This is a genomic window from Solibacillus sp. iso_87 (assembly GCF_056173085.1).
Map to the genome: position 1 here is coordinate 2,926,749 of NZ_CM149656.1, position 25,821 is coordinate 2,952,569.

Here is a 25,821-nt window from a genome sequence, read left to right on the forward strand (position 1 = left end):
TATGGTGGAGCCTAGCGGGATCGAACCGCTGACCTCCTGCGTGCAAGGCAGGCGCTCTCCCAGCTGAGCTAAGGCCCCATAAATGATGGTCGGAATGACAGGATTCGAACCTACGACCCCTTGGTCCCAAACCAAGTGCTCTACCAAGCTGAGCTACATTCCGAAATAATATGGCGCGCCCGGCAGGAGTCGAACCCACAACCTTCTGATCCGTAGTCAGACGCTCTATCCAATTGAGCTACGGGCGCATATTGTTTATTTAAAAGATGGTGCCGAGGGCCGGAATCGAACCGGCACGGTGATCACTCACCGCAGGATTTTAAGTCCTGTGCGTCTGCCAGTTCCGCCACCCCGGCATTTTGGAGCGGAAGACGAGGTTCGAACTCGCGACCCCCACCTTGGCAAGGTGGTGTTCTACCACTGAACTACTTCCGCAAAATGCTTAAGATATTTTTTACTCTGACAGTAATATGAAAATTAAAATGGTGCGGGTGAAGGGAGTCGAACCCCCACGCCTTGCGGCGCTAGATCCTAAGTCTAGTGCGTCTGCCAATTCCGCCACACCCGCTAAGCAGTATATAAACTGGTGAGCCATGAAGGACTCGAACCTTCGACCCTCTGATTAAAAGTCAGATGCTCTACCAACTGAGCTAATGGCTCTCTAAATGGTGCCGGCGAAAGGAGTCGAACCCTCGACCTACTGATTACAAGTCAGTTGCTCTACCAACTGAGCTACACCGGCATTTAAAATGGTGGAGGATGACGGGCTCGAACCGCCGACCCCCTGCTTGTAAGGCAGGTGCTCTCCCAGCTGAGCTAATCCTCCAATGGGTATTTACTGATTACTCTTTCGTAACCGCATGTCCTATCTCTTAAGGACAAGATTTATATTATCATTACTTTTTTTATAATGCAATACCTTTTTTGAAATTATTTTTAAAAAATATATTAATTCCTATTTTTTTCATTTACCAATCGAGGTTATTCATGAAAACGTTTACTTAGTATAACGAAATTCTAATATGTTTGACAGACTTTATCAAGACTTGTTTTTAATATTTATAAATCATTCTGATATAATTATTAATATTACTTCTAAATATCAAGTGTTTTAGAATATACGACTACTTATTTATACATTTTATAGATTAAAGCTGTCAAGAAAATGTTCGTACATTTATCATTATTTTTTAAAGCATTGATAGAATTCACCTTTTTATTATTTCTACCTATTGGTTTCTCATTACACTCTTTATCTTTATATTATTTCCATTATCTTCAATGTATTTTATTATTCTATAATAATAATTCCCATGTTTAAATGCGCTTAGAATTGCGCTATTCCATTCGATGATGTTGTTGCATACCGCAATTTTATTTGGATTACACGATTCGAGCGTTAAATCCTTGTTATTACCTATTAAATTGCTTATTACGAGCTTTTTGGTGAACCGGGGATTTTTATACCCCTATTTAGATTAATGATGGGAAATCGGTATTTAAACAGCCCTCTAATATAGCGTCAACTAAACTTGCCTGTTCACAATCGACCTTGATTAAATAACCGCAAAATTTCTGCTTCTTTTCCGCTCTTTCCTAATATCTTGTTCTTCCTTAATTCATGAAACTTCCAATATAGTGATCGAGGAAGTATGCCTTTCCAGCCAGTAGTAATAAAATAATATGAGTTTAAAATAGATTCCGATTTTGGGTTAATTGAAGCAATTATATTTCAACAAGATTTTTTTATCTTTATTATAAGACAGCATAATATTTTGTAAGAAATTATTCAGCCCATAAATATAGCTGCATTGTTTATTATGTTAAGAGAGCTTTTAACGCAACAAAAAAACGCTAAGTACAGGTAACAGTACTTAGCGTTTTTCGTTTTTCTATGTATGACCCGTACGGGATTCGAACCCGTGTTACCGCCGTGAAAGGGCGGTGTCTTAACCACTTGACCAACGGGCCGATGGCGGAGACAGAGGGATTTGAACCCTCGCGCCGCTTACGCGACCTACACCCTTAGCAGGGGCGCCTCTTCAGCCTCTTGAGTATGTCCCCAAAAATAGAAAAATGGCTCCGAAGGCAGGACTCGAACCTGCGACCTGCCGGTTAACAGCCGGATGCTCTACCAACTGAGCTACTTCGGAATAGTTGTATATGGTGGGCCTAAATGGACTCGAACCATCGACCTCACGCTTATCAGGCGTGCGCTCTAACCAGCTGAGCTATAGGCCCTATTTAAAAACTGGAGCGGGTGATCGGAATCGAACCGACAACATCAGCTTGGAAGGCTGAGGTTTTACCACTAAACTACACCCGCATATGGTGGGTTTGGACGGAATCGAACCGCCGACACTTAGAGCTTCAATCTAATGCTCTACCAACTGAGCTACAAACCCACAAATGGCGGTCCCGACCGGGATCGAACCGGCGATCTCCTGCGTGACAGGCAGGCATGTTAACCGCTACACCACGGGACCATTTGGTTGCGGGGGCAGGACTTGAACCTGCGACCTTCGGGTTATGAGCCCGACGAGCTACCACTGCTCCACCCCGCGATAATATGATGTTTGAACCTGTTTTAAGTACACAGTTTGTAAAAATGGAGGAGGTAGAGGGATTCGAACCCCCGCGCGGTGTTACCCGCCTGTCGGTTTTCAAGACCGATCCCTTCAGCCAGACTTGGGTATACCTCCGTTATGATTAGTACGTTAACTGGTGGACCTTACAGGACTCGAACCTGTGACCGGACGGTTATGAGCCGTCTGCTCTAACCAACTGAGCTAAAGGTCCTTTAAGATGGCGGCAGAGGGAGTCGAACCCACGACCTTTCGGGTATGAACCGAGTGCTCTAGCCAACTGAGCTACACCGCCAGGATCTTTATTTTGGTTACAAAAATTATGGTGGAGCCTAGCGGGATCGAACCGCTGACCTCCTGCGTGCAAGGCAGGCGCTCTCCCAGCTGAGCTAAGGCCCCATAAATGATGGTCGGAATGACAGGATTCGAACCTACGACCCCTTGGTCCCAAACCAAGTGCTCTACCAAGCTGAGCTACATTCCGAAATAATATGGCGCGCCCGGCAGGAGTCGAACCCACAACCTTCTGATCCGTAGTCAGACGCTCTATCCAATTGAGCTACGGGCGCATATTGTTTATTTAAAAGATGGTGCCGAGGGCCGGAATCGAACCGGCACGGTGATCACTCACCGCAGGATTTTAAGTCCTGTGCGTCTGCCAGTTCCGCCACCCCGGCATTTTGGAGCGGAAGACGAGGTTCGAACTCGCGACCCCCACCTTGGCAAGGTGGTGTTCTACCACTGAACTACTTCCGCAAAATGCTTAAGATATTTTTTACTCTGACAGTAATATGAAAATTAAAATGGTGCGGGTGAAGGGAGTCGAACCCCCACGCCTTGCGGCGCTAGATCCTAAGTCTAGTGCGTCTGCCAATTCCGCCACACCCGCTAAGCAGTATATAAACTGGTGAGCCATGAAGGACTCGAACCTTCGACCCTCTGATTAAAAGTCAGATGCTCTACCAACTGAGCTAATGGCTCTACATGGTGCCGGCGAAAGGAGTCGAACCCTCGACCTACTGATTACAAGTCAGTTGCTCTACCAACTGAGCTACACCGGCATTTAAAATGGTGGAGGATGACGGGCTCGAACCGCCGACCCCCTGCTTGTAAGGCAGGTGCTCTCCCAGCTGAGCTAATCCTCCAAATTTTTGCGAAGCGACGTCCTACTCTCACAGGGGGAAGCCCCCAACTACCATCGGCGCTAAAGAGCTTAACTTCCGTGTTCGGTATGGGAACGGGTGTGACCTCTTTGCCATCATCACTTCACTATATTGGGCTTTAAATAAGCCTATGTAAAAGAATTTTCATTCTTTCAAAACTGGATAAACGTTTCATTGAATTGAGCAATAAAATGTGGTTAAGTCCTCGACCGATTAGTATTCGTCAGCTGCATGCGTCACCGCACTTCCACCTCGAACCTATCTACCTGATCGTCTTTCAGGGGTCTTACTTACTTGCGTAATGGGAAATCTCATCTTGAGGGGGGCTTCATGCTTAGATGCTTTCAGCACTTATCCCGTCCATACATAGCTACCCAGCGATGCCTTTGGCAAGACAACTGGTACACCAGCGGTATGTCCATCCCGGTCCTCTCGTACTAAGGACAGCTCCTCTCAAATTTCCTACGCCCACGACGGATAGGGACCGAACTGTCTCACGACGTTCTGAACCCAGCTCGCGTACCGCTTTAATGGGCGAACAGCCCAACCCTTGGGACCGACTACAGCCCCAGGATGCGATGAGCCGACATCGAGGTGCCAAACCTCCCCGTCGATGTGGACTCTTGGGGGAGATAAGCCTGTTATCCCCGGGGTAGCTTTTATCCGTTGAGCGATGGCCCTTCCATGCGGAACCACCGGATCACTAAGCCCGTCTTTCGACCCTGCTCGACTTGTAGGTCTCGCAGTCAAGCTCCCTTATGCCTTTACACTCTACGAATGATTTCCAACCATTCTGAGGGAACCTTTGGGCGCCTCCGTTACCTTTTAGGAGGCGACCGCCCCAGTCAAACTGTCCGCCTGACACTGTCTCCTACCCCGCTAAGGGGCATGGGTTAGAAGTTCAATACAACCAGGGTAGTATCCCACCGACGCCTCCTTCGAAGCTGGCGCTCCGAGATCTCTGGCTCCTACCTATCCTGTACAAGTTGTACCAAAATTCAATATCAGGCTACAGTAAAGCTCCACGGGGTCTTTCCGTCCTGTCGCGGGTAACCTGCATCTTCACAGGTACTATAATTTCACCGAGTCTCTCGTTGAGACAGTGCCCAGATCGTTACGCCTTTCGTGCGGGTCGGAACTTACCCGACAAGGAATTTCGCTACCTTAGGACCGTTATAGTTACGGCCGCCGTTTACTGGGGCTTCAATTCACAGCTTCGCTTGCGCTAACCGCTCCTCTTAACCTTCCAGCACCGGGCAGGCGTCAGCCCCTATACGTCACCTTACGGTTTTGCAGAGACCTGTGTTTTTGCTAAACAGTCGCCTGGGCCTATTCACTGCGGCTTCTCTAGGCTATGCACCCAAAGAAGCACCCCTTCTCCCGAAGTTACGGGGTCATTTTGCCGAGTTCCTTAACGAGAGTTCTCTCGCACACCTTAGGATTCTCTCCTCGACTACCTGTGTCGGTTTGCGGTACGGGCACCTCTCACCTCGATAGAGGCTTTTCTTGGCAGTGTGAAATCAGGAACTTCGCTCATACGAGCTCGTCATCACAGCTCAACGTTATAGTATGCGGATTTGCCTACATACACGCCTTACTGCTTGAACACGCGCAACCAACGGCGTGCTTACCCTATCCTACTGCGTCCCCCCATTTCTCAAACGGTGAGGAGGTGGTACAGGAATATCAACCTGTTGTCCATCGCCTACGCCTATCGGCCTCGGCTTAGGTCCCGACTAACCCTGAGCGGACGAGCCTTCCTCAGGAAACCTTAGTCATACGGTGCATGGGATTCTCACCCATGTTTCGCTACTCATACCGGCATTCTCACTTCTAACCGCTCCACCAGTCCTTCCGGTCTGACTTCAACGCTGTTAGAACGCTCTCCTACCACGCATACTCAAAGTATGCATCCACAGCTTCGGTGAATCGTTTAGCCCCGATACATTTTCGGCGCAGCGTCACTCGACCAGTGAGCTATTACGCACTCTTTAAATGATGGCTGCTTCTAAGCCAACATCCTGGTTGTCTAAGCAACGCCACATCCTTTTCCACTTAACGATTACTTGGGGACCTTAGCTGGTGGTCTGGGCTGTTTCCCTCTTGACTACGGATCTTATCACTCGCAGTCTGACTCCCGTGTATAAATATCCGGCATTCGGAGTTTGTCTGAATTCGGTAAAGCGAGATGCCCCCCTAGTCCAAACAGTGCTCTACCTCCGGTATTCTCAATCACGAGGCTAGCCCTAAAGCTATTTCGGAGAGAACCAGCTATCTCCAGGTTCGATTGGAATTTCTCCGCTACCCACACCTCATCCCCGCACTTTTCAACGTGCGTGGGTTCGGGCCTCCAGTGAGTGTTACCTCACCTTCACCCTGGACATGGGTAGATCACCTGGTTTCGGGTCTACGACCACGTACTAATTCGCCCTATTCAGACTCGCTTTCGCTGCGGCTCCGTCTTCTCAACTTAACCTCGCACGTAATCGTAACTCGCCGGTTCATTCTACAAAAGGCACGCTATCACCCATTAACGGGCTCTAACTACTTGTAGGCACACGGTTTCAGGATCTATTTCACTCCCCTTCCGGGGTGCTTTTCACCTTTCCCTCACGGTACTGGTTCACTATCGGTCACTAGGTAGTATTTAGCCTTGGGAGATGGTCCTCCCGGATTCCGACGGAATTTCACGTGTTCCGCCGTACTCAGGATCCACTCTGGAGGGAATGAACTTTTGACTACAGGGCTTTTACCTCGTTTCGCGGACCTTTCCAAGTCGCTTCGTCTAGTTCATTCTTTTGTAACTCCGTATAGAGTGTCCTACAACCCCAAAGAGCAAGCTCTTTGGTTTGGGCTCTTCCCGTTTCGCTCGCCGCTACTCAGGGAATCGAATTTTCTTTCTGTTCCTGCAGGTACTTAGATGTTTCAGTTCCCTGCGTCTGTCTTCAACACGCTATGAATTCACGTGAAGATACTATCCGATTAAAGATAGTGGGTTCCCCCATTCGGAAATCCCCGGATCAAAGCTTACTTACAGCTCCCCGAGGCATATCGGTGTTAGTGCCGTCCTTCATCGACTCCTAGTGCCAAGGCATCCACCGTGCGCCCTTATTAACTTAACCAAAAGTTAACACTTGGATATAATCCAAGATTTAAGTTTACACGTCAATTGCTTGACTTGTTTAAAAATCTATAAAATAGAAATTTGATTTATTGCTTTCAATGTCGTTTTATCCAGTTTTCAAAGAACAAAGGTTTTGAAGTGTTCCATTCATTTAAGAATGAACCTTCAAAACTGAACAGCAACCGTTAATGTTTCATTCCCCAAGGGAATGATTCCGAAAAATCCTTAGAAAGGAGGTGATCCAGCCGCACCTTCCGATACGGCTACCTTGTTACGACTTCACCCCAATCATCTATCCCACCTTCGGCGGCTGGCTCCAAAAGGTTACCTCACCGACTTCGGGTGTTACAAACTCTCGTGGTGTGACGGGCGGTGTGTACAAGGCCCGGGAACGTATTCACCGCGGCATGCTGATCCGCGATTACTAGCGATTCCGGCTTCATGTAGGCGAGTTGCAGCCTACAATCCGAACTGAGAACGGTTTTATCGGATTAGCTCCCCCTCGCGGGTTGGCAACCGTTTGTACCGTCCATTGTAGCACGTGTGTAGCCCAGGTCATAAGGGGCATGATGATTTGACGTCATCCCCACCTTCCTCCGGTTTATCACCGGCAGTCTCCTTAGAGTGCCCAACTGAATGATGGCAACTAAGAATAAGGGTTGCGCTCGTTGCGGGACTTAACCCAACATCTCACGACACGAGCTGACGACAACCATGCACCACCTGTCACCGTTGCCCCCGAAGGGGAAACTATGTCTCCATAGTGGTCACCGGGATGTCAAGACCTGGTAAGGTTCTTCGCGTTGCTTCGAATTAAACCACATGCTCCACCGCTTGTGCGGGCCCCCGTCAATTCCTTTGAGTTTCAGTCTTGCGACCGTACTCCCCAGGCGGAGTGCTTAATGCGTTAGCTGCAGCACTGAGGGGCGGAACCCCCCCAACACTTAGCACTCATCGTTTACGGCGTGGACTACCAGGGTATCTAATCCTGTTTGCTCCCCACGCTTTCGCGCCTCAGTGTCAGTTACAGACCAGACAGTCGCCTTCGCCACTGGTGTTCCTCCAAATCTCTACGCATTTCACCGCTACACTTGGAATTCCACTATCCTCTTCTGCACTCAAGTTCCCCAGTTTCCAATGACCCTCCCCGGTTGAGCCGGGGGCTTTCACATCAGACTTAAGGAACCACCTGCGCGCGCTTTACGCCCAATAATTCCGGACAACGCTTGCCACCTACGTATTACCGCGGCTGCTGGCACGTAGTTAGCCGTGGCTTTCTAACAAGGTACCGTCAAGGTAGCGCCAGTTACTACGCTACTTGTTCTTCCCTTGCAACAGAGTTTTACGAACCGAAATCCTTCTTCACTCACGCGGCGTTGCTCCATCAGACTTTCGTCCATTGTGGAAGATTCCCTACTGCTGCCTCCCGTAGGAGTCTGGGCCGTGTCTCAGTCCCAGTGTGGCCGATCACCCTCTCAGGTCGGCTACGCATCGTTGCCTTGGTGAGCCGTTACCTCACCAACTAGCTAATGCGCCGCGGGTCCATCTTATAGTGACAGCGAGATGCCGTCTTTCAACTTCAAAACATGTGTTAAAAAGTGTTATTCGGTATTAGCCCCGGTTTCCCGGAGTTATCCCAATCTATAAGGTAGGTTACCCACGTGTTACTCACCCGTCCGCCGCTAAAATTTTAAAGGTGCAAGCACCAATAAAATTCCCGCTCGACTTGCATGTATTAGGCACGCCGCCAGCGTTCGTCCTGAGCCAGGATCAAACTCTCCATAAAAGTAGTTTGAAAGCTCATTTGCTTTGCTAGCGATCCAACTTCGTTAGAAGTTGGAATCTATTGTTTGCTTCATTTAAGAAGCTTGTTTCATTAACGTTGCTTGTTCAGTTTTCAAGGTTCATTGTGCTCCGAAAAGGAACTTCTCAATGTTATCATTTCATATCTATTATGTCAATAACATTTTTCGATATTTTTTCGCTTCGGTAGCGACTTCCATTATTATATTACAATGTTTTATTGAAGTCAATAATTATTGTAAAATATTTTTGAAGCAACCATCCTCTTAAGGACAAGTAATAATATACCTCAAAAGGATAGTTAAAATCAAGCTTTTTTTCTAAAAAACTTTTTCAAGTCTACTACAAACAACGTAATCCCCAAAATAACGACCAATCCACCTACTATTTGGGAAACAGTCAAATATTCATTGAAGATAAAGATCGCAAGTAGAGCTGCACCAACCGGTTCGAATAAAATCGCAATCGAAATTACATTCGTACTTGTCCATTTCAATGCCCAGTTGAAAAGATTATGCCCTAATAAGTTTGGAATAATCGCCAATAGAATAAACCACATCCAATCAATCGCCGGATATGGACCGAATGATTCCCCTTTTATAATAATATAAAAGAATAAAGTTATTGTACTTACGGAATACACGACCATCGTATAAGTAACAAGAGACAATCTTTTCCGTACATCTTGCCCGAACAATAAATAACCCGTTATTAAGGCACATGCAATCAATGCTAATATATCCCCATAAAGTGCCGTACCGCTAACTTGGAAATCTCCCCAACTAATCAGGACGCTGCCTAAAATCGCAATGCCCCCTGCAATAAATGTCTGGAGCGTTATTTTTTCTTTGAAGAATAAATACGTTCCGATAAATGCAAATAGCGGCTGCATTGTTACCAATACAGTAGAACTTGCTACAGAAGTGTAATTTAATGATTCAAACCATAATATAAAATGAAATGATAAAAATACCCCTGCGATTGATGAAAATATCCAATCACGTTTTGACAGCACTTTTATTTCATTGCTATATTTCATTAAAAACCACGGGAGCATTATCAATATCGAAAACAGCATACGATAAAATGCAATAACTCCAGCATCTGCACTTGCAAGTTTTACAAAAATCGCAGAAAGGGAAACAGAGATTACGCCAATAATAATAGGAATATACGGGTGGATTGGTGGTTTTTCCACTAAAACCCCTTCTTTCTATATATATCATCTAATACGAAATATTTTGCGATACCTCATATTCACATTATCAAACTATACCTTATTAAAGATATTTTTTCGAGAGGATTTGAATTCCATTTAGTATGAAGGAGATGTTTGGACATGGAATGGTTAGCGAATGATAAATTCACGGTAGAAATTTTATTAAAATTACTAATTGCGGCTACACTAAGTTTAATTATTGGTATCGAAAGGGAATTAAAAAAGAAGCCAGTCGGTCTAAAGACAAGTTTAGTAATCGCGACATTCAGTTGTTTACTTACAATCATCTCCATTGAGACTGCCTATTCAACTCCTGCACGGGACGATATTAACATTACGATGGATCCGTTGCGTTTAGCCGCGCAAATTGTAAGCGGTATTGGTTTTTTAGGTGCCGGTGTTATTTTGCGTAAAGGGAATGACAGTATTACCGGACTTACGACAGCCGCCATGATTTGGGGAGCCGCCGCTATCGGAATTGCTGTAGGCGCAGGTTTTTATATTGAAGCATTTATTACGGTCCTTATTGTCGTACTGGGAATTGAACTTCTTGCTCCCTTCCTATTGAGGTTCGGTCCAAAACGTCTAAGAATGCGCGAAGTTTCTTTAATTATTAATACCGACCAAGCGGACAATATAAAAAATGTCGTGGATTATTTGAGGGAGCATGATATGTATATCGATAATATTTCAATTCGAGATGTACCATTTTCCGAAAAACTATTACATGAAATCGATATACGATTATCTACCGTCGAAACGAACCATACTATCGAACTTTATAACCGGCTTCGCAAATTGGATTATGTAGTAAATATTAAAATCGAATATTTAGATTAACGGAGGAAAACGCAATGGGAGAATTTTTCAGATTACTAAAGGATGGTAATAAACCGTCCTTACTCGCAGCATTCGTCAATACATTTTTAGGAACAATTAAAGGAGTTGCGTTCTTCTTTACAGGAAATGTTGCGATGTTTGCCGAAATGATGCACTCTTTCGGGGATGCCGCAAACCAATTTTTTGTATTCATAGGCTCTGCCTTAGCAAAAAAGGCTCCTACTCCAAAATTTCCGAATGGATACGGACGTATTGTTAACTTAGTCTGTTTGGGAGCCGTTTTAATTGTAGCAATCCTTTCATATGAAACAATTAAAGAAGGATGGCATCATTTCATGCATCCTGCAACGGAATCATCAGGAATTTGGATTGCCCTTGGTGTATTGGCGATCGGTATCATCTTGGAAGCATTTGTTTTAAATAAAGCAGCTAAAGAAGTGCTTCATGAAGTTGGTGTAGAACCTAAAGGAATTACAATTCTACAGTCCGCGAAATATTTAAAGCGCGCAAAACCGGCGACAAAGCTTGTTTGGATGGAAGACTTAGTGGCAACTTCAGGAAATGTCCTGGCGTTTTTAGCAATTATCATTGCGTATTTCACCGGTTTCTACCGATTGGAAGGTTTTATTTCAATGGTAATCGGTTTAATGATGTTTTATGTAGTAGGTCGTGTCTTTTTAGATAATGCGCGTGGTGCAATCGGTGAAACAGATGAGGAAATGCTTGTGCATATCGGAAATCTCGTTATGGAAGATCCACATGTAAAGGATATTGCACGACTTGAAGTAATTAAAGAAGGCGAATTTTTACATGTTGAACTTATCGCGGAGACAGATCCAAGTTTATCACTCGCCTATTTAGATGATGTACGTGACCATTTAACAACACTGCTGTTAAACCAGAAAGGTGTAACAAAAGTTACGATGGCGTTCGATGAAGATAATGGCGAACGTAGCTGGACACATACCGTAACAAAACCTGAGTCTGAAAAAGGCATGATTTAATTGAATCTATAATTTAAAAAGGAAGCTGGTCCACTATTCGACCGCTTCCTTTTTTCACGTTCTTATAATGACATTTCTAAAATTTTGCGCACATCGTCTGCTTCAAGTTTATTGAAGTTACCGAATGGACCATATACCATACAATGTTCCACCATTTGTTCGAAGTATGTCGTATCAATTTCATAGTCAGCCAAGCGATTCGGAGCACCAAGAGATGTCCAGAATGCAGATAATGCATCAATACCTTCCAATGCAACTTGTTCCTCCGTTTTGTTTGTCGGATCAACATTGAATACATTTACGGCTAATTTTGCAAAACGGGCCGGGTTCACATGTAAATTGTGCTTCATCCAGTTCGGGAATAAAATAGCTAAGCCGCCTGCATGTGCAATATCGTAATACGCTGAAACTGCATGCTCGATATTATGTGTTGCCCAGTCACCGCGTGAACCTAATGCAAGGAATCCATTTAACCCGATTGTTCCTGCAAGCATTAATGTTTCACGATGCTCGTAGTTAGACGGATCTTTCAATGCTTTTGGCGCAACATCAATTAGCGTACGTAAAATTCCCTCGCTCATTTCATCTGTAATCGGCGTGTTTGTCGCATTGTTGAAGTACTGTTCAAAAATATGCGACATTGTATCAACAACACCATTTACCGTTTGGTTTGCCGGCACTGAATAAGTATAAGATGGATCTAAAATCGAAAATTTCGGGAAAGTTGCCGGACTGCCCCAACCATACTTCTCTTTTGTTTCTAAATTCGTAATAACAGATCCGGAGTTCATTTCAGATGCTGTCGCTGCTAATGTTAAAACAGTCGCCAATGGTAATGCTTCAGTTGCCATTACTTTTCTTGTAACGATATCCCAAGCATCCGCTTCCACCTTTGCACCTGCAACGATTAATTTAGAGCAGTCAATTACCGAACCGCCACCTACCGCTAATACGATATCAACCTGATTTTCTTTACAAATTTCAATACCTTTACGCGCTGTTTCTACACGAGGGTTAGGCTCGACACCTGATAATTCGAATACGTTCATATTCAAGTCATTTAAAATGGTCATAATATCATCGTATACACCATTTGATTTAATACTTCCTCCACCATACACAATTAAAATGTTCTGGCCGTATTGAGGAAGTTCTTTTCGTAAATGTTCGATACTCCCTTTACCAAAATGAATCTTTACTGGATTATAAAATGAAAATTCGTTCATCAATGGTTCCCCCTATTTTTCAAAAAAGTCCCACTCCAATAATAGGAGTGAGACTTAATAATATAATGATTATACCCATCCACGGAAGCGAGAGGCCTCGGCAGTGCGGCGAACACCTACCATATAAGCAGCTAAACGCATATTAATATTGCGGTTTTGTGCTGTTGTGTAGACATTTTCAAACGCAGCAGTCATTTTTGAATATAATTTTTCACGTACTTCTTCTTCCGTCCAATAATAACCCATATTGTTTTGAACCCATTCAAAGTAAGACACCGTTACACCACCAGCTGATGCTAAAACGTCTGGTACAAGAAGAATACCGCGCTCTGTTAAAATCTTTGTCGCTTCAGCTGTTGTTGGTCCGTTTGCTGCTTCTACAACAATGTTTGCTTTAATTTGATGTGCGTTGTCTGCTGTAATTTGATTTTCAATGGCAGCAGGCACTAAAATATCGCAATCCAGTTCTAAAAGCTCTTTGTTTGAAATTGTGTTTTCAAACAATGTCGTAACCGTTCCAAACGAATCACGGCGATCTAATAAGTAATCAATATCCAAACCGTTCGGATCATGCAACGCACCGTGTGCATCTGAAATACCAATAACTTTTGCACCTAAATCACTCATAAACTTCGCTAAGAAACTACCTGCGTTACCGAAGCCTTGAATAACTACTCGTGCACCTTTAATATCGATATTACGTTTTTTTGCAGCTTCTTCGATGACAATTGTAACACCTTCCGCAGTTGCACGGTCGCGACCTTGTGAACCGCCAAGAACGATTGGTTTACCTGTAATGAATCCTGGCGAGTTAAATTCATCCATACGGCTGTACTCATCCATCATCCAAGCCATAATTTGAGCATTTGTAAACACGTCTGGTGCGGGAATATCTTTCGTCGGACCAACTACTTGACTAATCGCACGAACATAGCCGCGACTTAATCGTTCAATTTCGCCCATTGACATTTCGCGTGGGTCACAAATAACGCCACCTTTACCTCCACCATATGGAAGATCAACAATGCCGCATTTTAACGTCATCCACATCGAAAGCGCTTTCACTTCTTCTTCCGATACCATCGGGTGGAATCGTACGCCACCTTTTGTTGGACCTACTGCATCATTATGCTGTGCACGGTAACCAGTAAATACTTTTGTAGTACCGTCATCCATTTTTACAGGAATACGCACAGTCAACATACGAACTGGTTCTTTTAATAATTCATACATTGCTTCATCATAGCCTAGTTTATTTAATGCCTCATGAATTACTTCTTGAGTTGATGTAAATAAGTTCAAATTTTCAGCCATTTTATAATTCGCCTCTTTAAATTTTGATGTATTTGGGTCTTTCCGCCAACATTGTAACATACTTTATTCAGAGTTTGTTAAATATTTAGCCACATTTTATATACTTTTAATATTTTCGTTGATAATTGATGAAGAAAGCGCTTTTTTCATGAAATTTGCTCAAAACTGACCAATTTCCCCCATAAAAAAACATGTTCAATTTATTTAAAAATAAATTAAACATGTCCTGCTTAATGTCCAGATTGTTCGATCCAATCTTTCAATTTTTCCTTTAAAATTTGAAAGCCATCCGCATCCACTTCATCAACCCGATCTTGCAAAGTACGTCGTGGCGGCATATCCCTTTTCCGATGGAACGGTACTTCCTGTAATTCGCGTATCGATAAGCTTATTTTTTTTTGATCTGTATCCACATCCAGAACTTTAACTTGTATTTCATCCCCGACGGATAAAAAATCACTTACATCCTTCACAAAACCGTATGTGATTTCAGAAATATGCACAAGTCCCTGCGTATATTCATCTAAAGCAACAAAAGCTCCGTATGGTTGAATTCCTGTCACTTTACCCGTTAGCACGTCACCCACTTCAATTTTTTTTGCCATACTTTGTTCCTACCTTCTTTTCGTATATACGTAAATGTCATGTTAAATTATAACATATGAGAAGGGCTGTAACAAAGAATCGCCTTAATCTAGCGTTTTTAAGTCATTAAATAAGAGTCTTTTAAAAAAAATGTGAAAATTTTTTCTCTTTCTATATTTGCATTCAATAAATTCACAAAACTTTTTGCTAAATACGTGAATCGTACTGTAAAATGAGTAATTGCATATATATGAGGAGGTTTTGTTTTGTCATCTAGAGATCAATTTACATCTAAGATAGGATTCATACTTGCGGCAGCAGGAAGTGCAATCGGTCTTGGCGCGATTTGGAAGTTCCCCTATATGGCGGGCACGAATGGCGGTAGTGTATTTATTATTTTGTTTGTTATATGTACAGTTTTAATCGGCTTGCCGATTTTAATTGCGGAATTTATGATTGGACGACGTGGTCAGAAAGATCCGATTACATCGTTTAAAGAGCAGGCTCCAAATAAACCATGGTTTATGATCGGTTGGATTGGCCTTGTTGCGTGTGGGTTAATATTATCCTTCTATAGTGTTGTAGGTGGTTGGATATTAAGCTATATACTTCGGGCTGTTAGTTTTTCTCTTACAGGACAAGGGGTTAATTTCAGCACTTTGTTTTCAGATATTATTTCCAATCCATGGGAAGTATTAATCGCACAAGCTGCTTTCATGCTTCTAACATTATTTATTGTACAGGCCGGGATTAAAAACGGGATTGAAACAGCAAGTAAATGGATGATGCCGATTTTATTTTTATTTTTTATTTTGCTGTTTATCCGTTCTATTACATTGGATGGTGCGATGGAAGGCGTTAGGTTCATGTTCATTCCAGACTGGTCATACTTGAACGGCGATACGTTAATGTTAGCGTTAGGTCAAGCATTCTTCTCTCTTAGTATTGGAGTTGCGGCAATGATAACATACGCATCTTATTTATCTAAGAAAGAAAAAATTGTTACTTCTGCAGTCAATGTAGCGAGTATGAATATCGCGATTTCTTTATTGGCGGGCCTTGTAATATTCCCTGCTGTATTCGCATTAGGCTTCTCTCCTACAGAAGGACCGGGCTTAGTATTTATTATGATTCCAGCTGTTTTTGAGCAATTGCCATTTGGCGGATTTTTATTGCTAGTATTTTTCATCTTACTTCTGTTTGCGACAGTTACTTCAGCGATTGCATTGCTGGAAGTGGTCGTTTCAATTGGTATTCGGGAAAAAACTGCCCAGCGTAAAAAAGCCTCTTGGTTATTAGCATCAATTATTTTTGTCATCGGTATTCCTAGTGCTTTATCATTCGGAATTTTATCGGATATCACAATTTTTGAACGTTCCATTTTTGACTTTGTCGATTATGTAACGAGCGCGATTTTAATGCCGATCGGTGCCTTTTTAACTTCTATTTTTGCCGGATATTATTATTCAAAGAAAATTTCTCGCGAAGAAATGCTGGCATCACCAGTTGTTTATAATTGCTGGCTGTTCATTGTACGCTATCTAGCCCCACTTTCAATTGCGGCTATCTTTATAAATAAAGTGTTCTTTAGTTAAACTTGAAAAACTTGTTCGATATGAAATTCGGACAAGTTTTTTTATTTTTACAATTTAGAGGACTTTATAAGTTGTTGTTCATATGATAGTAAACATATACGGGGAGGAGATGGGAAATGAAATTGCAGTTTCAGGAACAGTTAAAAACTTTACGTTCGGAAAAGAATTTATCAATTGAAGAGCTTTCATTACGAACACAAGTAAGTATTGAAAAACTGACAGCCTACGAAAACGGTGAGCGAATTCCTTCAACCCAAACCATTTTAATTTTATCGACTGTTTTGGAAGTACCGGTTTCTAACTTAATCGACGGATTACATTAAAATGCGGGCGACCTCAGCTTACAGGTCGCCTGCATTTTTATATAATACACTTCGCTTCAAATTTTACGGCAATTAATTTATATGCGATGGCAACACATTGCTCAAAAGGAATCCATTGTTCAAAAGAGTATTCATAAACTCTTTGAATGACTTTCGCCAATGTTGTTGGATCGTCAATATTTTGAAGCGCAGCGACAACATCCGCGGTTTCAGTAGCATAACTTTCGGAACCGTAGCTAAAAGGATCCCACTCTTCCAATAAATGTACACACTTTTGATTCATTTCAATATTATCCATTTGATTCACCTTACTACCTCTTATAATAGTTAGTATGATACCATAATCTGAAAGAAAGCATAAGAAATGAGGGTTCAAATGTCTATTTTTAATAAAGTTCATGAGCGTCGCAGTTCCGCATCTGTAAAATGGGATATGATGAATGTCGTCTATAATTTGAAAGATACAACAGAATTACTGCCGATGTGGGTAGCAGATATGGACTTCCCACCGCCTGCAGCTTTAACAGAAGCGTTAAAAACTCGATTAGAGCATCCTATCTTCGGCTATACTTTTGCCGATAATGATGTAAAAAATTCGATTGTTCAATGGTATAATATCCGACATCAATGGACGATTGATCCAAACTCGATTATTTTCCAGCCTGGTGTTGTCCCGGCAATCGCGACCGTTATCGAATCCTTTACTGAGGCTGGCGATAAAATCGGAATGTCCACACCGGCGTATCCTCCATTCACAAATGTACCGGCTGCTCAGAAACGTGAAGTCGTGACATGTGAATTAACCGAACAAGAAGGTCATTATACGATGAATTTTGAGGAGCTTGAAGAAATATTCCGCTCCGGTATTAAACTGTTTGTTTTATGTAATCCGCATAATCCTATTGGCATTGTATGGAACCAGGAAGAGCTTGAACAGTTAGTTGCGCTATGTATTCAATATGATGTGTATCTATTATCCGATGAAATTCATGCAGATATTTCAATTCAAAAAGCGTATACACCTGTCTTAACATTAGAAAAAGCAAACGAGGCAAAAATCATCACATGTATCGCCCCAACTAAAACGTTTAATATTGCTGGAATTCATGCCGCTATGATTGTAGCACCAGACCGAAAACTATTTACGGCAATCGAGAAAAATACACAGGCTCACGGGAATTTAGGTTTAAATACATTTGCTTCGACTGCTGTAAAAGCTGTCTATACAGAAGGAGCAGCCTGGTTGGACGATCTTCTTATTTATTTAATAAACAATATGGAATATGTTGTGAAAGAATTGAACGCTATTGAAGGACTAAAAGTGGAAATTCCTGATGCAACGTATTTAATGTGGATTGACTACCGCAAGACAGGGATTGAAGAAAAGGAACTTATGGCACGTCTTCTTTCAGTAGGACAAGTTGCTTTAGATCCAGGGACAAAATACGGGGAAGCAGGAAGAGGCTTTTTACGTATTAATGTTGCTTGTCCATTTGAACTGTTGCAGGACGGGGTTGAACGCATTAAACGAACGATGGCTACATTCGAATAATCAAACAAAAGGGGCAGCCCGGAATTATTAGTTTCCGGACTGCCCCTTCTTCTATTACATCATTTTGATTATTGTTTTTATTATTCTTCCTTACCGTTTTCTTTAGCGATACGCGCATCACGTTCTTTTAATGCGCGTTCTTCTAAGATTTTAGCCTGTGCAGCCTGGCGAGCAGCGATGCGGCGTACGAACCGGAATGTAACAAAAACAATAATCAGTAAAATGGCGAATTCAATTGCAGCGGGAAGATACAATGACTTGTCTTCCGGGAAATATAAAAAGCCACCAGAAAAATTCATTAAAAATTGGTTCACTTGCCCACACGTCCTTTAAAAATTAGTCAATTACTGTGATTGACTCAATCTTAACATCTTCTTTAGGCTTATCGTGCATATTTCGGTCAACTTTAACAATATTGTCAACAACATCCATACCTTCAACAACTTGACCAAATACTGTATGCTTGCCGTCTAACCATGGTGTACCGCCGTTTTGTTTGTAAAACTCAACTTCTTCTTTTGACCAGCCGCGCACTTCCATTTGTTTTAACATAGATACTTCAACTTGAGGTGCTTGAACGATGAAGAATTGAGATCCGTTCGTACCAGGACCTGCATTGGCCATTGATAATGCTCCGCGGATGTTCATAAGTTCAGGAACACACTCATCTTCGAATGTACCACCCCAAATAGACTCGCCGCCCATACCAGTACCAGTTGGGTCTCCACCTTGTACCATGAAGTTCGGAATTACACGGTGGAAAATAATACCGTTATAGTAACCTGATTTTGCATGACCTAAAAAGTTTTCAACTGTTTTTGGTGCGTGCTCCGGGAATAATTTAATTTTGATTGAACCCATAGTTGTGTTCATTTCTACCATTACTTCACCTGGATTTAGTTCTTTCGATAATTGTGGAAACATTTTTGTCTCTCCTTTAAATAAATTGTGGAATGGTTGGGTATAGGTATAGAAACCAAACTTCCCCTTTAATACCAAGTCCAAGTTTACCATAACTCTAATATTTTAAGCCAATAACTTGCGAAGAACTTCCTTCGTATTCCGAAATAAGTTATACTAAATATTAAATAAAAAGGAAGAAAGTGATATATTGAAAAAAAATATGAGACATAATTTCATCATCATTTTAATAGCTAACTTTATTGTAGCGGCGTCTGTTACGATGATTATGCCGTTTTTGTCTTTATATATTGATACACTCGGCGACTTTACAGATAGCTATGTGCAAACATGGGCAGGAATAATCTTTGCGGCAACATTTATTACAGCATTTTTAATGTCTCCGATTTGGGGGCGGATTGCTGACAAATACGGGTACAAGCCGATCATGATCATCAACTGCTTCGGCGTTGGGTTAAGTATCTTTTTAATGGGCTATGTTCAAAATGTCGAGCAGTTCTTTTTACTGAGGCTTGCTATGGGTGTTGTAACCGGCTTTATCCCTACTTCCATTGCGTTCATCAGTAAGCATACCCCTAAAGAAGTGGCCGGAAAAACGCTAGGGACATTGCAGATGGGCAGTGTTGGCGGAACATTATTCGGCCCTGTATTAGGAGGCTTGATGGCCGATACTTTCGGGTTTAAGTACACTTTCCTCATTACAGCGGTCACAATTACAATTGCAGCGGTTATTATCATTTTCGGCATTCATGAACCGACTATTATCCGTAAAGTTAAAAATGCTATTTATTCAAGGAAAAATGTAATTTGGGCTATTTTCCATCATCGCCTTATATTAAATGTAATGTTCGTAACTTCACTCATTCAGATCGGGAACTTTAGTATTCAGCCATTGCTGTCCCTTTACGTATCTGAACTTACACCTTCTCAGGAAGTTGCCATGCTCGCAGGTGTTACCTTTAGTGCCGCTGGGCTTGGTAATATATGTTTCGCGAGATTTTGGGGGAAATTAGCCGACCATTATGGATATGAAAAAATTTTATCGTACTTATTAATTCTTGCCGTCGTTTTCATCATTCCACAGGCTTTCGTCACAGAGCTATGGCAGCTTATCATTCTACGATTCTTATTTGGCATTATATCCGGCGGTCTCATTCCGATTACGTCCGCGCTTATTCGCCGTGAAGCGCCGATTGAAGTGCAAGGCGAAATTATGGGCTACAACCAGAGTTTCCGTTTCCTTGGCAATATTATAGGACCGGTATTAGGCGGGGTTGTAGCAAGCTTTGGCGGAATTCATTCCGTATTTTATACAACCGGTCTATTATTTTTAATCGGCTTTGTCATTATGTCCTTTTTGAAAAAGCTTCCGACGCAGTACATGGACGAGATGTTGAAAAAACATGCTTAAATGTTCAATGTATATATGGTATCCTTTAAAAAACAACAAATGATTACGCTTAATACGTTTTCATTTTGTTGTTTTTTGTTTGGACAATTTCAATGAATATCCTATTTGGGGGCCAATTATCCATGAAACTACTTTTCGGCTACATTGTCATTTTATGTAGCATTCCTTTACTTCTTCTGATCGGGAATGAGGCTTGGAAAGAAATTGCGAAAGCGGAGCAGTATGAACAATTGATCAAGAAATCGGTTGAGCTCCCTGAAGTAACTTCCACATCGCCCATTACTTTATACGATGCAAACAGCAAAATTTTCAGTGAAGAATATACTGAATGGTCACAACCACTTCCGCTGGATGAGGTCCCTGAAATTGCAAAACAGCTATTTATATATAGTGAAGATGAAAGTTTTTATGAACATATCGGTTTTGATGTGAGTGCAATTGCCCGCGCGCTCATCGCAAATAAATCGGAGCAGTCCATTCAACAGGGCGGTTCCACCATTACACAACAGCTTGTCCGCATGCGTTATTTAACAACGGACAAAACATATGAGCGGAAATTGATGGAGCTTTTTTACGCTTACGAAATCGAAAAATCCTTTTCAAAAGACGAAATTTTTGAGATGTATTTAAATGAAATGTATTTCAGCAATCAAGTATATGGAATCGGAGCTGCGGCAACTTTTTATTTCAATCGACCATTATCAAAACTTTCCATTCCCGAAATTGCTTTTATATCGGCTATTCCAAACAATCCCTCATTATATGATCCGGTCGTGCACTTCGAAAATACAAAAAGCAGGCAGGAACGCTTAATCGATAAACTGACAGAGCATGGGGTTATTACAGCCGATGAAGCAAGAACATTTAAAAATGAACCAATTGAATTAAATATTAAACAAAAAGCACAGCAGTATCCGAGCTACAGCACATTCGTTTTACAGGAGCTGAAATGGCTCATTGCCGAACAAACGGGTTACCGTGAAAAGATTGACAATACACCCGATAAAATGGAAAAGGAATTTTTACAGTTAGAGCTGAAGAAAAAAACGGACGCAATTTTACGTCAAGGTGTTCATGTATATACTGCACTACAACCTGAGAAACAGCGACAGGATGAAGCGGCCATCAACCGGATTTTACCGGATACTGATTTACAGGCAAGTGCAACGATTATTGATAATGAAACACGTGAAGTTATCAGTATTTTCGGCGGAAAGAATTATAGAAAGCATGATTTGCACCGTGCATTCCAATCACCAAGACAGCCGGGTTCTGCATTTAAACCGATCAGTGTGTTTGCCCCTTACTTTGAAGAAACATCCGCAACACAATATTCGATCGTAAATGGCGGTCCGTACTGTGTCGGGAATTTCTGTCCGGAAAACTATGGGCGCATTTGGTACAACAACATTACCATGGAAACAGCTTTCAAAAAAAGTATTAATACAAGTGCTTTACGATTGTTTAATGCCATTGGTGTTGATACTGCATTTCGGTATATTAACCGATTCCATTTTGAATCGATCATAGAACAAGACCGCACACTTGCCGCGGCATTGGGCGGGTTAACATACGGTGTGACTTCACTGGAAATGGCCGATGCATACTCCAGCTTTATCGACGGCTATTATGTACCTGTTCATAGCATTCGAAAAGTAACAGATTTAACAGGAGAAACGATTTTTAGCTGGCCGCACAAACGTGAGGAAATATGGTCTGCATCGACAACGAAAACGATGCGCAGCCTTTTGAACGAAACGGTGGCTACCGGAACAGGGAGAGGTCTTTATAGCTCATCCGGCTATATCGGAGCCAAAACCGGAACGACAAACGAATTTAAAGATTATTGGGTTGCCGGATTGACGAATGACTATACGGCAGCCGTCTGGATTGGCTATGATCAGCCCCGTTCAATGGAAGCAATCGAAGGCGCAAAAATTCATTTTTCTATATTCAATGCAATAACAGAATAAAAAAGCTTGTTAGTTTTAAATAGCGCACCTCCCCCGCTAAAATCCTAACAAGCTTTTTTTTACTGTGCGAACGGCAAGCTCGCAAGAATTCCGTTGTATAGCTTAATAACGGCATAGACGACGAGAGCCAATAATAGAAACCAGGTAAGTACTTCATAAAAGATTAATCCGATCACACCTGGAATGGACATATACTGACTCTTCTTGTAAACATTGTAAATAAAATAACAGAAAATCGTGAACATAAAAATGCCGACTAAAATCGGTAAGGATTGACTCCCAATTACCGAAGCAAATGCTCCAAAAAAGAAAATGACATATCCACCGCGTGCAACATGGATCGTTTGCCCTTCTTTATCTTTTGAGAAGAACAGCATCCCAAGCTCATGAATCGTTTCCCCGATCAGCTTCAATGCTGAAAAAATCATGAAAAATAGTAGCACAAATACAATCAGTAATACGAAACGCAGCTCCAAATCCGATAAAAACTCACGCATTCCTTTATAGATACCGATTGCATGAAGTAGTTGTAACGATTCTGATATGGCTAACATACTGAATGAAAAACTGAATAATATAATTGTAATGAATGGTAAGTAGCCATACAAATATGGATTTTTCATAATTTCGTTCCCTCAAAACTCGTAATATTCTTTTCCCATCATAGCTAACATTGAGGAGACGAGCAAGCCTCTCCTTATCTACTTACCGCATTCTTACCAGTAGCGTCTCGGATAGCGCGGATAGCGCGGATAATAAGGTGGATAGTAGTAATTAGGCGGATACGGTTGATAATACGGCGGATATGGTCCGTAACGATTATTCAATGAACCTCCTAAAAAACCTCCTAAAAAGCTCCCTAAAAACGGAACCCCAAATGGATACCCGAATCCAAAACCTGGATTATAGCGATTAACCATGTTCATGTCCTCCTCCCTTATGAATAGTGTATTCATAATTATGAGAGCCGCTAGTCACCCGCCTAAAAAGAAAAAGATGCCTTGCAAGTTTTTTATTGCAAAGCATCCTGTCATGTTAATTAGTTATCGCGTAATTCTACCAGTGTTGCCAAAGTACGCACCATCGCACCTGTGCCGCCTTTTGGTCCTAATGCATGCGGTGCATCCGCATCAGAAGTTCCTGCAATATCAAGGTGAACCCAAGGAGTACCTTCTGCAAACTCTCCAACAAAGCCGCCGCCGAAAATCATATGGCCGTCACGACCCGGCGAGTTGTTTAAATCTGCAACTTCTGATTTACGAATACGCTTTTTATCGCTTTCTGTTAATGGTAAGCGCCATACGAACTCACCTGTTTCAAGTGCCGCGCCCATAAACTCTTCGAAAAATTCTTCGTTATTCGTTAAAGCACCTGTTTTATCTTTGCCTAATGCAACGATTACTCCGCCCGTTAATGTCGCTACATCGATTAAATAGTTGGCACCTTGCTGTTTCGCATATGTCATAGCATCTGCCAATACTAAACGGCCTTCTGCATCTGTATTTAATACTTCAACCGTTTTGCCGTTGTACATTGTAATAACATCATCCGGCTTAAATGCATCCCCTGATACCATATTGTCTGTAGAACCGATTACGGCAACGACATTTTGTTTAGGGCGTGTTTCACCGATAATGCGCATTGCACCAAGAACAGCGGCTGCACCACCCATATCACCTTTCATGCCAACCATGCCTTCACGCGGTTTTAATGAGTAGCCGCCTGTATCGTATGTTACACCTTTTCCGACAAAGCCGATCACATCTTCCCATTCCGGTTTCCCTTTATATTTTAATGTGATTAAACGAGGCTCTTCTACAGAACCTTTATTGACAGATAAAATACCGCCCATACCTAGTTCTTCCATTTGTGCTTTGTTTAAAATCTCAACCTCTAAACCATAAATATTGGCAAGTTCTGTAGCATAATCTGCCAAATCACTTGCTGTCAGTAAATTAGGAGGCAAGTTGATTAATGTACGCGCTTCATTTACCGCATCCGCATAAATTTTCCCTACTTCGAAATTACCGATCACATCTTCCATATTCGCTTCTGTAACAAATTGAATTTGATCAAAATACGTTTTCGGCTCATTTGAAGTCGTTTTATAATTTTGTACTGAATAATAGCCTAGATTTAAACCTTCTCCAGCTAAATACGCAACTTCCGCTTCCTCCAGCTGATCTGTTGTAAACGATTCTACCCAAACTGCCGCGTCGCTTACTTTTGATGCCTTCAGTTCTTTACCAACTGCTGCAAATACTTCACGTAATTCGTTTGCTGTTATATTTTTGCGTTCACCGAGACCAACAAAGTAAATACGTTTAAGTGATGAGTGGCTGCCTGAATACGGTAATTTCGTAATTTTTTTTGTGTCTGATGAAATTTCACCTGCATGTAGCCATGTATCAATGATATCTCCATAAAATTCACTGAACGCTGACCAGTTTTTCATTTGTTCACGATGTTTTTGTACTCCGATAATCAATGTCTCAGAAGTTTGTGTTTCAAACGTTTTTGCTGTTGATTCAATATTCATAGTTAAAAACCTCCTAATGTATAGTTTCATTATATACAATATTTTTTAATTCGGGTAACGAAACATCCAATAATTTTTTATTTTTCTGCAAGTTTAAATTCAAACGATTATAGGGAAAATGATATAATTATAGCAATGAGGAGAAAGTAGGTGTAATTATCGAACTTCTACAAAATACGCCGCTTTGGCTTGGGGTTTTTGCGATTGTTTTTGCGCAAATTTTAAAAGTACCGATTCATTTTATCGTAACGAAAAAAGTGGATTGGAGCTTGCTGACATCTACCGGCGGAATGCCAAGTTCCCATTCTGCAGCTGTAACAAGTGTTGCTACGGCGGTCGGTATCGAGACCGGATTTGATTCACCCACTTTTGCTGTTGCAGCGATGCTGGCAGGAATCGTCATGTACGATGCGAGCCATGTCCGTTTTCAGGCTGGACAACATGCGGCCGTTTTAAACGAACTGCGCCACGATCTCCGTTTGTTTTTTGATGAAATTAAACGTTGGCCTGAAATGAATGAGCAAGAAAAAATAGAGGATTTAAAAACATTATTAGGTCACAAAAAAAGTGAAGTATTCATCGGAGGATTGGCAGGAATTGTTTTTGCAACTTTATGGTACACCATTCAAGTGTTATAAAAAAAG

18 protein-coding genes, 29 tRNA genes and 3 rRNA genes are annotated in these 25,821 nt (G+C 42.0%); 8 read left to right on the plus strand and 42 right to left on the minus strand.

Annotated features, from left to right (window positions below; all coding sequences use genetic code 11):
- Positions 1-2 precede the first annotated feature (2 nt).
- From AC0VXV_RS14920 to AC0VXV_RS15080, 33 genes are all read right to left on the minus strand, one after another.
- Positions 3-78: transfer RNA gene (locus tag AC0VXV_RS14920), tRNA-Ala, on the minus strand.
- Positions 79-86: 8 nt separating this feature from the next.
- Positions 87-163 (minus strand) — tRNA-Pro (locus AC0VXV_RS14925).
- Between the two features lie 8 nt (positions 164-171).
- A tRNA-Arg gene (locus tag AC0VXV_RS14930) sits at positions 172-248 on the minus strand.
- A 19-nt stretch (positions 249-267) separates the two neighbouring features.
- Positions 268-356 (minus strand) — tRNA-Leu (locus AC0VXV_RS14935).
- A 4-nt stretch (positions 357-360) separates the two neighbouring features.
- A tRNA-Gly gene (locus AC0VXV_RS14940) sits at positions 361-435 on the minus strand.
- Between the two features lie 48 nt (positions 436-483).
- Positions 484-568, minus strand: a tRNA-Leu gene (locus AC0VXV_RS14945).
- 16 nt (positions 569-584) lie between these two features.
- Positions 585-660, minus strand: a tRNA-Lys gene (locus tag AC0VXV_RS14950).
- Positions 661-666: 6 nt separating this feature from the next.
- Positions 667-742: transfer RNA gene (locus AC0VXV_RS14955), tRNA-Thr, on the minus strand.
- Between the two features lie 8 nt (positions 743-750).
- Positions 751-826 (minus strand) — tRNA-Val (locus AC0VXV_RS14960).
- Positions 827-1,899: 1,073 nt separating this feature from the next.
- Positions 1,900-1,971: transfer RNA gene (locus AC0VXV_RS14965), tRNA-Glu, on the minus strand.
- A gap of 2 nt (positions 1,972-1,973) precedes the next feature.
- Positions 1,974-2,064, minus strand: a tRNA-Ser gene (locus AC0VXV_RS14970).
- Between the two features lie 13 nt (positions 2,065-2,077).
- Positions 2,078-2,153: transfer RNA gene (locus AC0VXV_RS14975), tRNA-Asn, on the minus strand.
- 11 nt (positions 2,154-2,164) lie between these two features.
- A tRNA-Ile gene (locus AC0VXV_RS14980) sits at positions 2,165-2,241 on the minus strand.
- An 11-nt stretch (positions 2,242-2,252) separates the two neighbouring features.
- Positions 2,253-2,326, minus strand: a tRNA-Gly gene (locus tag AC0VXV_RS14985).
- Positions 2,327-2,329: 3 nt separating this feature from the next.
- Positions 2,330-2,405: transfer RNA gene (locus AC0VXV_RS14990), tRNA-Phe, on the minus strand.
- Between the two features lie 5 nt (positions 2,406-2,410).
- Positions 2,411-2,486, minus strand: a tRNA-Asp gene (locus AC0VXV_RS14995).
- Between the two features lie 3 nt (positions 2,487-2,489).
- Positions 2,490-2,564 (minus strand) — tRNA-Met (locus AC0VXV_RS15000).
- 45 nt (positions 2,565-2,609) lie between these two features.
- Positions 2,610-2,702: transfer RNA gene (locus AC0VXV_RS15005), tRNA-Ser, on the minus strand.
- A gap of 20 nt (positions 2,703-2,722) precedes the next feature.
- Positions 2,723-2,799: transfer RNA gene (locus AC0VXV_RS15010), tRNA-Ile, on the minus strand.
- A 7-nt stretch (positions 2,800-2,806) separates the two neighbouring features.
- Positions 2,807-2,880: transfer RNA gene (locus tag AC0VXV_RS15015), tRNA-Met, on the minus strand.
- Positions 2,881-2,908: 28 nt separating this feature from the next.
- A tRNA-Ala gene (locus AC0VXV_RS15020) sits at positions 2,909-2,984 on the minus strand.
- A gap of 8 nt (positions 2,985-2,992) precedes the next feature.
- A tRNA-Pro gene (locus AC0VXV_RS15025) sits at positions 2,993-3,069 on the minus strand.
- An 8-nt stretch (positions 3,070-3,077) separates the two neighbouring features.
- Positions 3,078-3,154, minus strand: a tRNA-Arg gene (locus tag AC0VXV_RS15030).
- A gap of 19 nt (positions 3,155-3,173) precedes the next feature.
- A tRNA-Leu gene (locus tag AC0VXV_RS15035) sits at positions 3,174-3,262 on the minus strand.
- A gap of 4 nt (positions 3,263-3,266) precedes the next feature.
- A tRNA-Gly gene (locus AC0VXV_RS15040) sits at positions 3,267-3,341 on the minus strand.
- A gap of 48 nt (positions 3,342-3,389) precedes the next feature.
- Positions 3,390-3,474, minus strand: a tRNA-Leu gene (locus tag AC0VXV_RS15045).
- A gap of 16 nt (positions 3,475-3,490) precedes the next feature.
- Positions 3,491-3,566, minus strand: a tRNA-Lys gene (locus AC0VXV_RS15050).
- Between the two features lie 4 nt (positions 3,567-3,570).
- Positions 3,571-3,646, minus strand: a tRNA-Thr gene (locus AC0VXV_RS15055).
- Between the two features lie 8 nt (positions 3,647-3,654).
- Positions 3,655-3,730: transfer RNA gene (locus tag AC0VXV_RS15060), tRNA-Val, on the minus strand.
- 8 nt (positions 3,731-3,738) lie between these two features.
- A 5S ribosomal RNA gene (rrf, locus tag AC0VXV_RS15065) occupies positions 3,739-3,854 on the minus strand.
- 87 nt (positions 3,855-3,941) lie between these two features.
- Positions 3,942-6,870: ribosomal RNA gene (locus AC0VXV_RS15070) — 23S ribosomal RNA — on the minus strand.
- 231 nt (positions 6,871-7,101) lie between these two features.
- Positions 7,102-8,658: ribosomal RNA gene (locus tag AC0VXV_RS15075) — 16S ribosomal RNA — on the minus strand.
- Together the 16S, 23S and 5S rRNA genes with 20 tRNA genes alongside form the textbook arrangement of a ribosomal RNA operon.
- A 324-nt stretch (positions 8,659-8,982) precedes the next feature.
- The gene (locus AC0VXV_RS15080; RefSeq protein ID WP_475528999.1) at positions 8,983-9,873 is read right to left on the minus strand and encodes a DMT family transporter; all 891 of its coding nucleotides are present in this window, start codon (positions 9,871-9,873) and stop codon (positions 8,983-8,985) included.
- Between the two features lie 141 nt (positions 9,874-10,014).
- Here AC0VXV_RS15080 and AC0VXV_RS15085 point away from each other — a divergent pair, with 141 nt between their 5' ends.
- Positions 10,015-10,734 (plus strand): MgtC/SapB family protein, encoded by a 720-nt coding sequence (locus tag AC0VXV_RS15085; RefSeq protein ID WP_340802109.1) that lies wholly within the window; start codon positions 10,015-10,017, stop codon positions 10,732-10,734.
- 14 nt (positions 10,735-10,748) lie between these two features.
- Complete coding sequence (locus AC0VXV_RS15090; RefSeq protein WP_350481525.1) at positions 10,749-11,738, plus strand: cation diffusion facilitator family transporter; 990 nt, start codon at positions 10,749-10,751, stop codon at positions 11,736-11,738.
- Positions 11,739-11,800: 62 nt separating this feature from the next.
- On the opposite strand, the gene AC0VXV_RS15095 is transcribed toward AC0VXV_RS15090, so the two are convergent.
- The 3 genes from AC0VXV_RS15095 to yugI all read right to left on the minus strand — a co-directional run bounded on the left by AC0VXV_RS15095 (position 11,801) and on the right by yugI (position 14,883).
- The gene (locus tag AC0VXV_RS15095; RefSeq protein WP_475529000.1) at positions 11,801-12,964 is read right to left on the minus strand and encodes an iron-containing alcohol dehydrogenase; all 1,164 of its coding nucleotides are present in this window, start codon (positions 12,962-12,964) and stop codon (positions 11,801-11,803) included.
- A gap of 69 nt (positions 12,965-13,033) precedes the next feature.
- Entirely contained in the window at positions 13,034-14,278 is a 1,245-nt protein-coding gene (locus AC0VXV_RS15100) for a Glu/Leu/Phe/Val family dehydrogenase (protein ID WP_079524157.1), read from the minus strand.
- 230 nt (positions 14,279-14,508) lie between these two features.
- Positions 14,509-14,883 carry a S1 domain-containing post-transcriptional regulator GSP13 gene (gene yugI / locus AC0VXV_RS15105; RefSeq protein ID WP_339172779.1) on the minus strand — a complete coding sequence of 125 codons (375 nt, stop codon included), beginning with the start codon at positions 14,881-14,883 and terminating at the stop codon, positions 14,509-14,511.
- A gap of 246 nt (positions 14,884-15,129) precedes the next feature.
- On the opposite strand from yugI, the gene AC0VXV_RS15110 reads away from it, so the two are divergent.
- Together AC0VXV_RS15110 and AC0VXV_RS15115 are read left to right on the plus strand one after the other, a co-directional pair.
- Positions 15,130-16,458, plus strand: coding sequence for a sodium-dependent transporter (locus AC0VXV_RS15110; RefSeq protein WP_475529001.1), 1,329 nt, complete (start codon positions 15,130-15,132; stop codon positions 16,456-16,458).
- Positions 16,459-16,574: 116 nt separating this feature from the next.
- Positions 16,575-16,781 (plus strand): helix-turn-helix domain-containing protein, encoded by a 207-nt coding sequence (locus tag AC0VXV_RS15115; protein WP_079524160.1) that lies wholly within the window; start codon positions 16,575-16,577, stop codon positions 16,779-16,781.
- 37 nt (positions 16,782-16,818) lie between these two features.
- On the opposite strand, the gene AC0VXV_RS15120 is transcribed toward AC0VXV_RS15115, so the two are convergent.
- Positions 16,819-17,079, minus strand: coding sequence for a DUF1871 family protein (locus AC0VXV_RS15120; RefSeq protein ID WP_475531473.1), 261 nt, complete (start codon positions 17,077-17,079; stop codon positions 16,819-16,821).
- Between the two features lie 78 nt (positions 17,080-17,157).
- Here AC0VXV_RS15120 and AC0VXV_RS15125 point away from each other — a divergent pair, with 78 nt between their 5' ends.
- Positions 17,158-18,333, plus strand: a complete 1,176-nt coding sequence (locus tag AC0VXV_RS15125; protein WP_475529002.1) for a MalY/PatB family protein — start codon at positions 17,158-17,160, stop codon at positions 18,331-18,333.
- 80 nt (positions 18,334-18,413) lie between these two features.
- Here AC0VXV_RS15125 and AC0VXV_RS15130 read toward each other — a convergent pair whose 3' ends face one another.
- Both AC0VXV_RS15130 and AC0VXV_RS15135 read right to left on the minus strand, forming a co-directional pair.
- Positions 18,414-18,647 (minus strand): hypothetical protein, encoded by a 234-nt coding sequence (locus AC0VXV_RS15130; protein ID WP_475529003.1) that lies wholly within the window; start codon positions 18,645-18,647, stop codon positions 18,414-18,416.
- 22 nt (positions 18,648-18,669) lie between these two features.
- Positions 18,670-19,257 carry a peptidylprolyl isomerase gene (locus AC0VXV_RS15135; RefSeq protein WP_079524164.1) on the minus strand — a complete coding sequence of 196 codons (588 nt, stop codon included), beginning with the start codon at positions 19,255-19,257 and terminating at the stop codon, positions 18,670-18,672.
- A 199-nt stretch (positions 19,258-19,456) separates the two neighbouring features.
- Between AC0VXV_RS15135 and AC0VXV_RS15140 the strand changes: the two genes are divergently transcribed.
- Entirely contained in the window at positions 19,457-20,665 is a 1,209-nt protein-coding gene (locus AC0VXV_RS15140) for an MFS transporter (protein WP_475531474.1), read from the plus strand.
- Positions 20,666-20,787: 122 nt separating this feature from the next.
- Entirely contained in the window at positions 20,788-22,638 is a 1,851-nt protein-coding gene (locus tag AC0VXV_RS15145) for a transglycosylase domain-containing protein (RefSeq protein ID WP_475529004.1), read from the plus strand.
- A gap of 59 nt (positions 22,639-22,697) precedes the next feature.
- On the opposite strand, the gene AC0VXV_RS15150 is transcribed toward AC0VXV_RS15145, so the two are convergent.
- The 3 genes from AC0VXV_RS15150 to AC0VXV_RS15160 all read right to left on the minus strand — a co-directional run bounded on the left by AC0VXV_RS15150 (position 22,698) and on the right by AC0VXV_RS15160 (position 25,177).
- A complete protein-coding gene (locus AC0VXV_RS15150) occupies positions 22,698-23,261 on the minus strand; it encodes a YufK family protein (RefSeq protein ID WP_475529006.1) in 564 nt (187 codons plus the stop codon).
- Positions 23,262-23,354: 93 nt separating this feature from the next.
- Entirely contained in the window at positions 23,355-23,558 is a 204-nt protein-coding gene (locus AC0VXV_RS15155; protein WP_008408834.1) for a hypothetical protein, read from the minus strand.
- Between the two features lie 119 nt (positions 23,559-23,677).
- Complete coding sequence (locus tag AC0VXV_RS15160; RefSeq protein ID WP_079524168.1) at positions 23,678-25,177, minus strand: leucyl aminopeptidase; 1,500 nt, start codon at positions 25,175-25,177, stop codon at positions 23,678-23,680.
- A 158-nt stretch (positions 25,178-25,335) separates the two neighbouring features.
- Here AC0VXV_RS15160 and AC0VXV_RS15165 point away from each other — a divergent pair, with 158 nt between their 5' ends.
- Positions 25,336-25,815 (plus strand): divergent PAP2 family protein, encoded by a 480-nt coding sequence (locus tag AC0VXV_RS15165; protein WP_251690449.1) that lies wholly within the window; start codon positions 25,336-25,338, stop codon positions 25,813-25,815.
- Positions 25,816-25,821 lie beyond the last annotated feature (6 nt).

Coding starts and splice junctions, on each gene's coding strand:
- AC0VXV_RS15150 (WP_475529006.1), bottom strand. CDS start 23,261: ATGAAAAATCCATATTTGTATGGCTACTTACCATTCATTACAATTATA.
- AC0VXV_RS15100 (WP_079524157.1), bottom strand. CDS start 14,278: ATGGCTGAAAATTTGAACTTATTTACATCAACTCAAGAAGTAATTCAT.
- yugI (WP_339172779.1), bottom strand. CDS start 14,883: ATGGCAAAAAAAATTGAAGTGGGTGACGTGCTAACGGGTAAAGTGACA.
- AC0VXV_RS15140 (WP_475531474.1), top strand. CDS start 19,457: ATGAGACATAATTTCATCATCATTTTAATAGCTAACTTTATTGTAGCG.
- AC0VXV_RS15145 (WP_475529004.1), top strand. CDS start 20,788: ATGAAACTACTTTTCGGCTACATTGTCATTTTATGTAGCATTCCTTTA.
- AC0VXV_RS15120 (WP_475531473.1), bottom strand. CDS start 17,079: ATGGATAATATTGAAATGAATCAAAAGTGTGTACATTTATTGGAAGAG.
- AC0VXV_RS15125 (WP_475529002.1), top strand. CDS start 17,158: ATGTCTATTTTTAATAAAGTTCATGAGCGTCGCAGTTCCGCATCTGTA.
- AC0VXV_RS15095 (WP_475529000.1), bottom strand. CDS start 12,964: ATGAACGAATTTTCATTTTATAATCCAGTAAAGATTCATTTTGGTAAA.
- AC0VXV_RS15090 (WP_350481525.1), top strand. CDS start 10,749: ATGGGAGAATTTTTCAGATTACTAAAGGATGGTAATAAACCGTCCTTA.
- AC0VXV_RS15155 (WP_008408834.1), bottom strand. CDS start 23,558: ATGGTTAATCGCTATAATCCAGGTTTTGGATTCGGGTATCCATTTGGG.
- AC0VXV_RS15115 (WP_079524160.1), top strand. CDS start 16,575: ATGAAATTGCAGTTTCAGGAACAGTTAAAAACTTTACGTTCGGAAAAG.
- AC0VXV_RS15085 (WP_340802109.1), top strand. CDS start 10,015: ATGGAATGGTTAGCGAATGATAAATTCACGGTAGAAATTTTATTAAAA.
- AC0VXV_RS15135 (WP_079524164.1), bottom strand. CDS start 19,257: ATGTTTCCACAATTATCGAAAGAACTAAATCCAGGTGAAGTAATGGTA.
- AC0VXV_RS15160 (WP_079524168.1), bottom strand. CDS start 25,177: ATGAATATTGAATCAACAGCAAAAACGTTTGAAACACAAACTTCTGAG.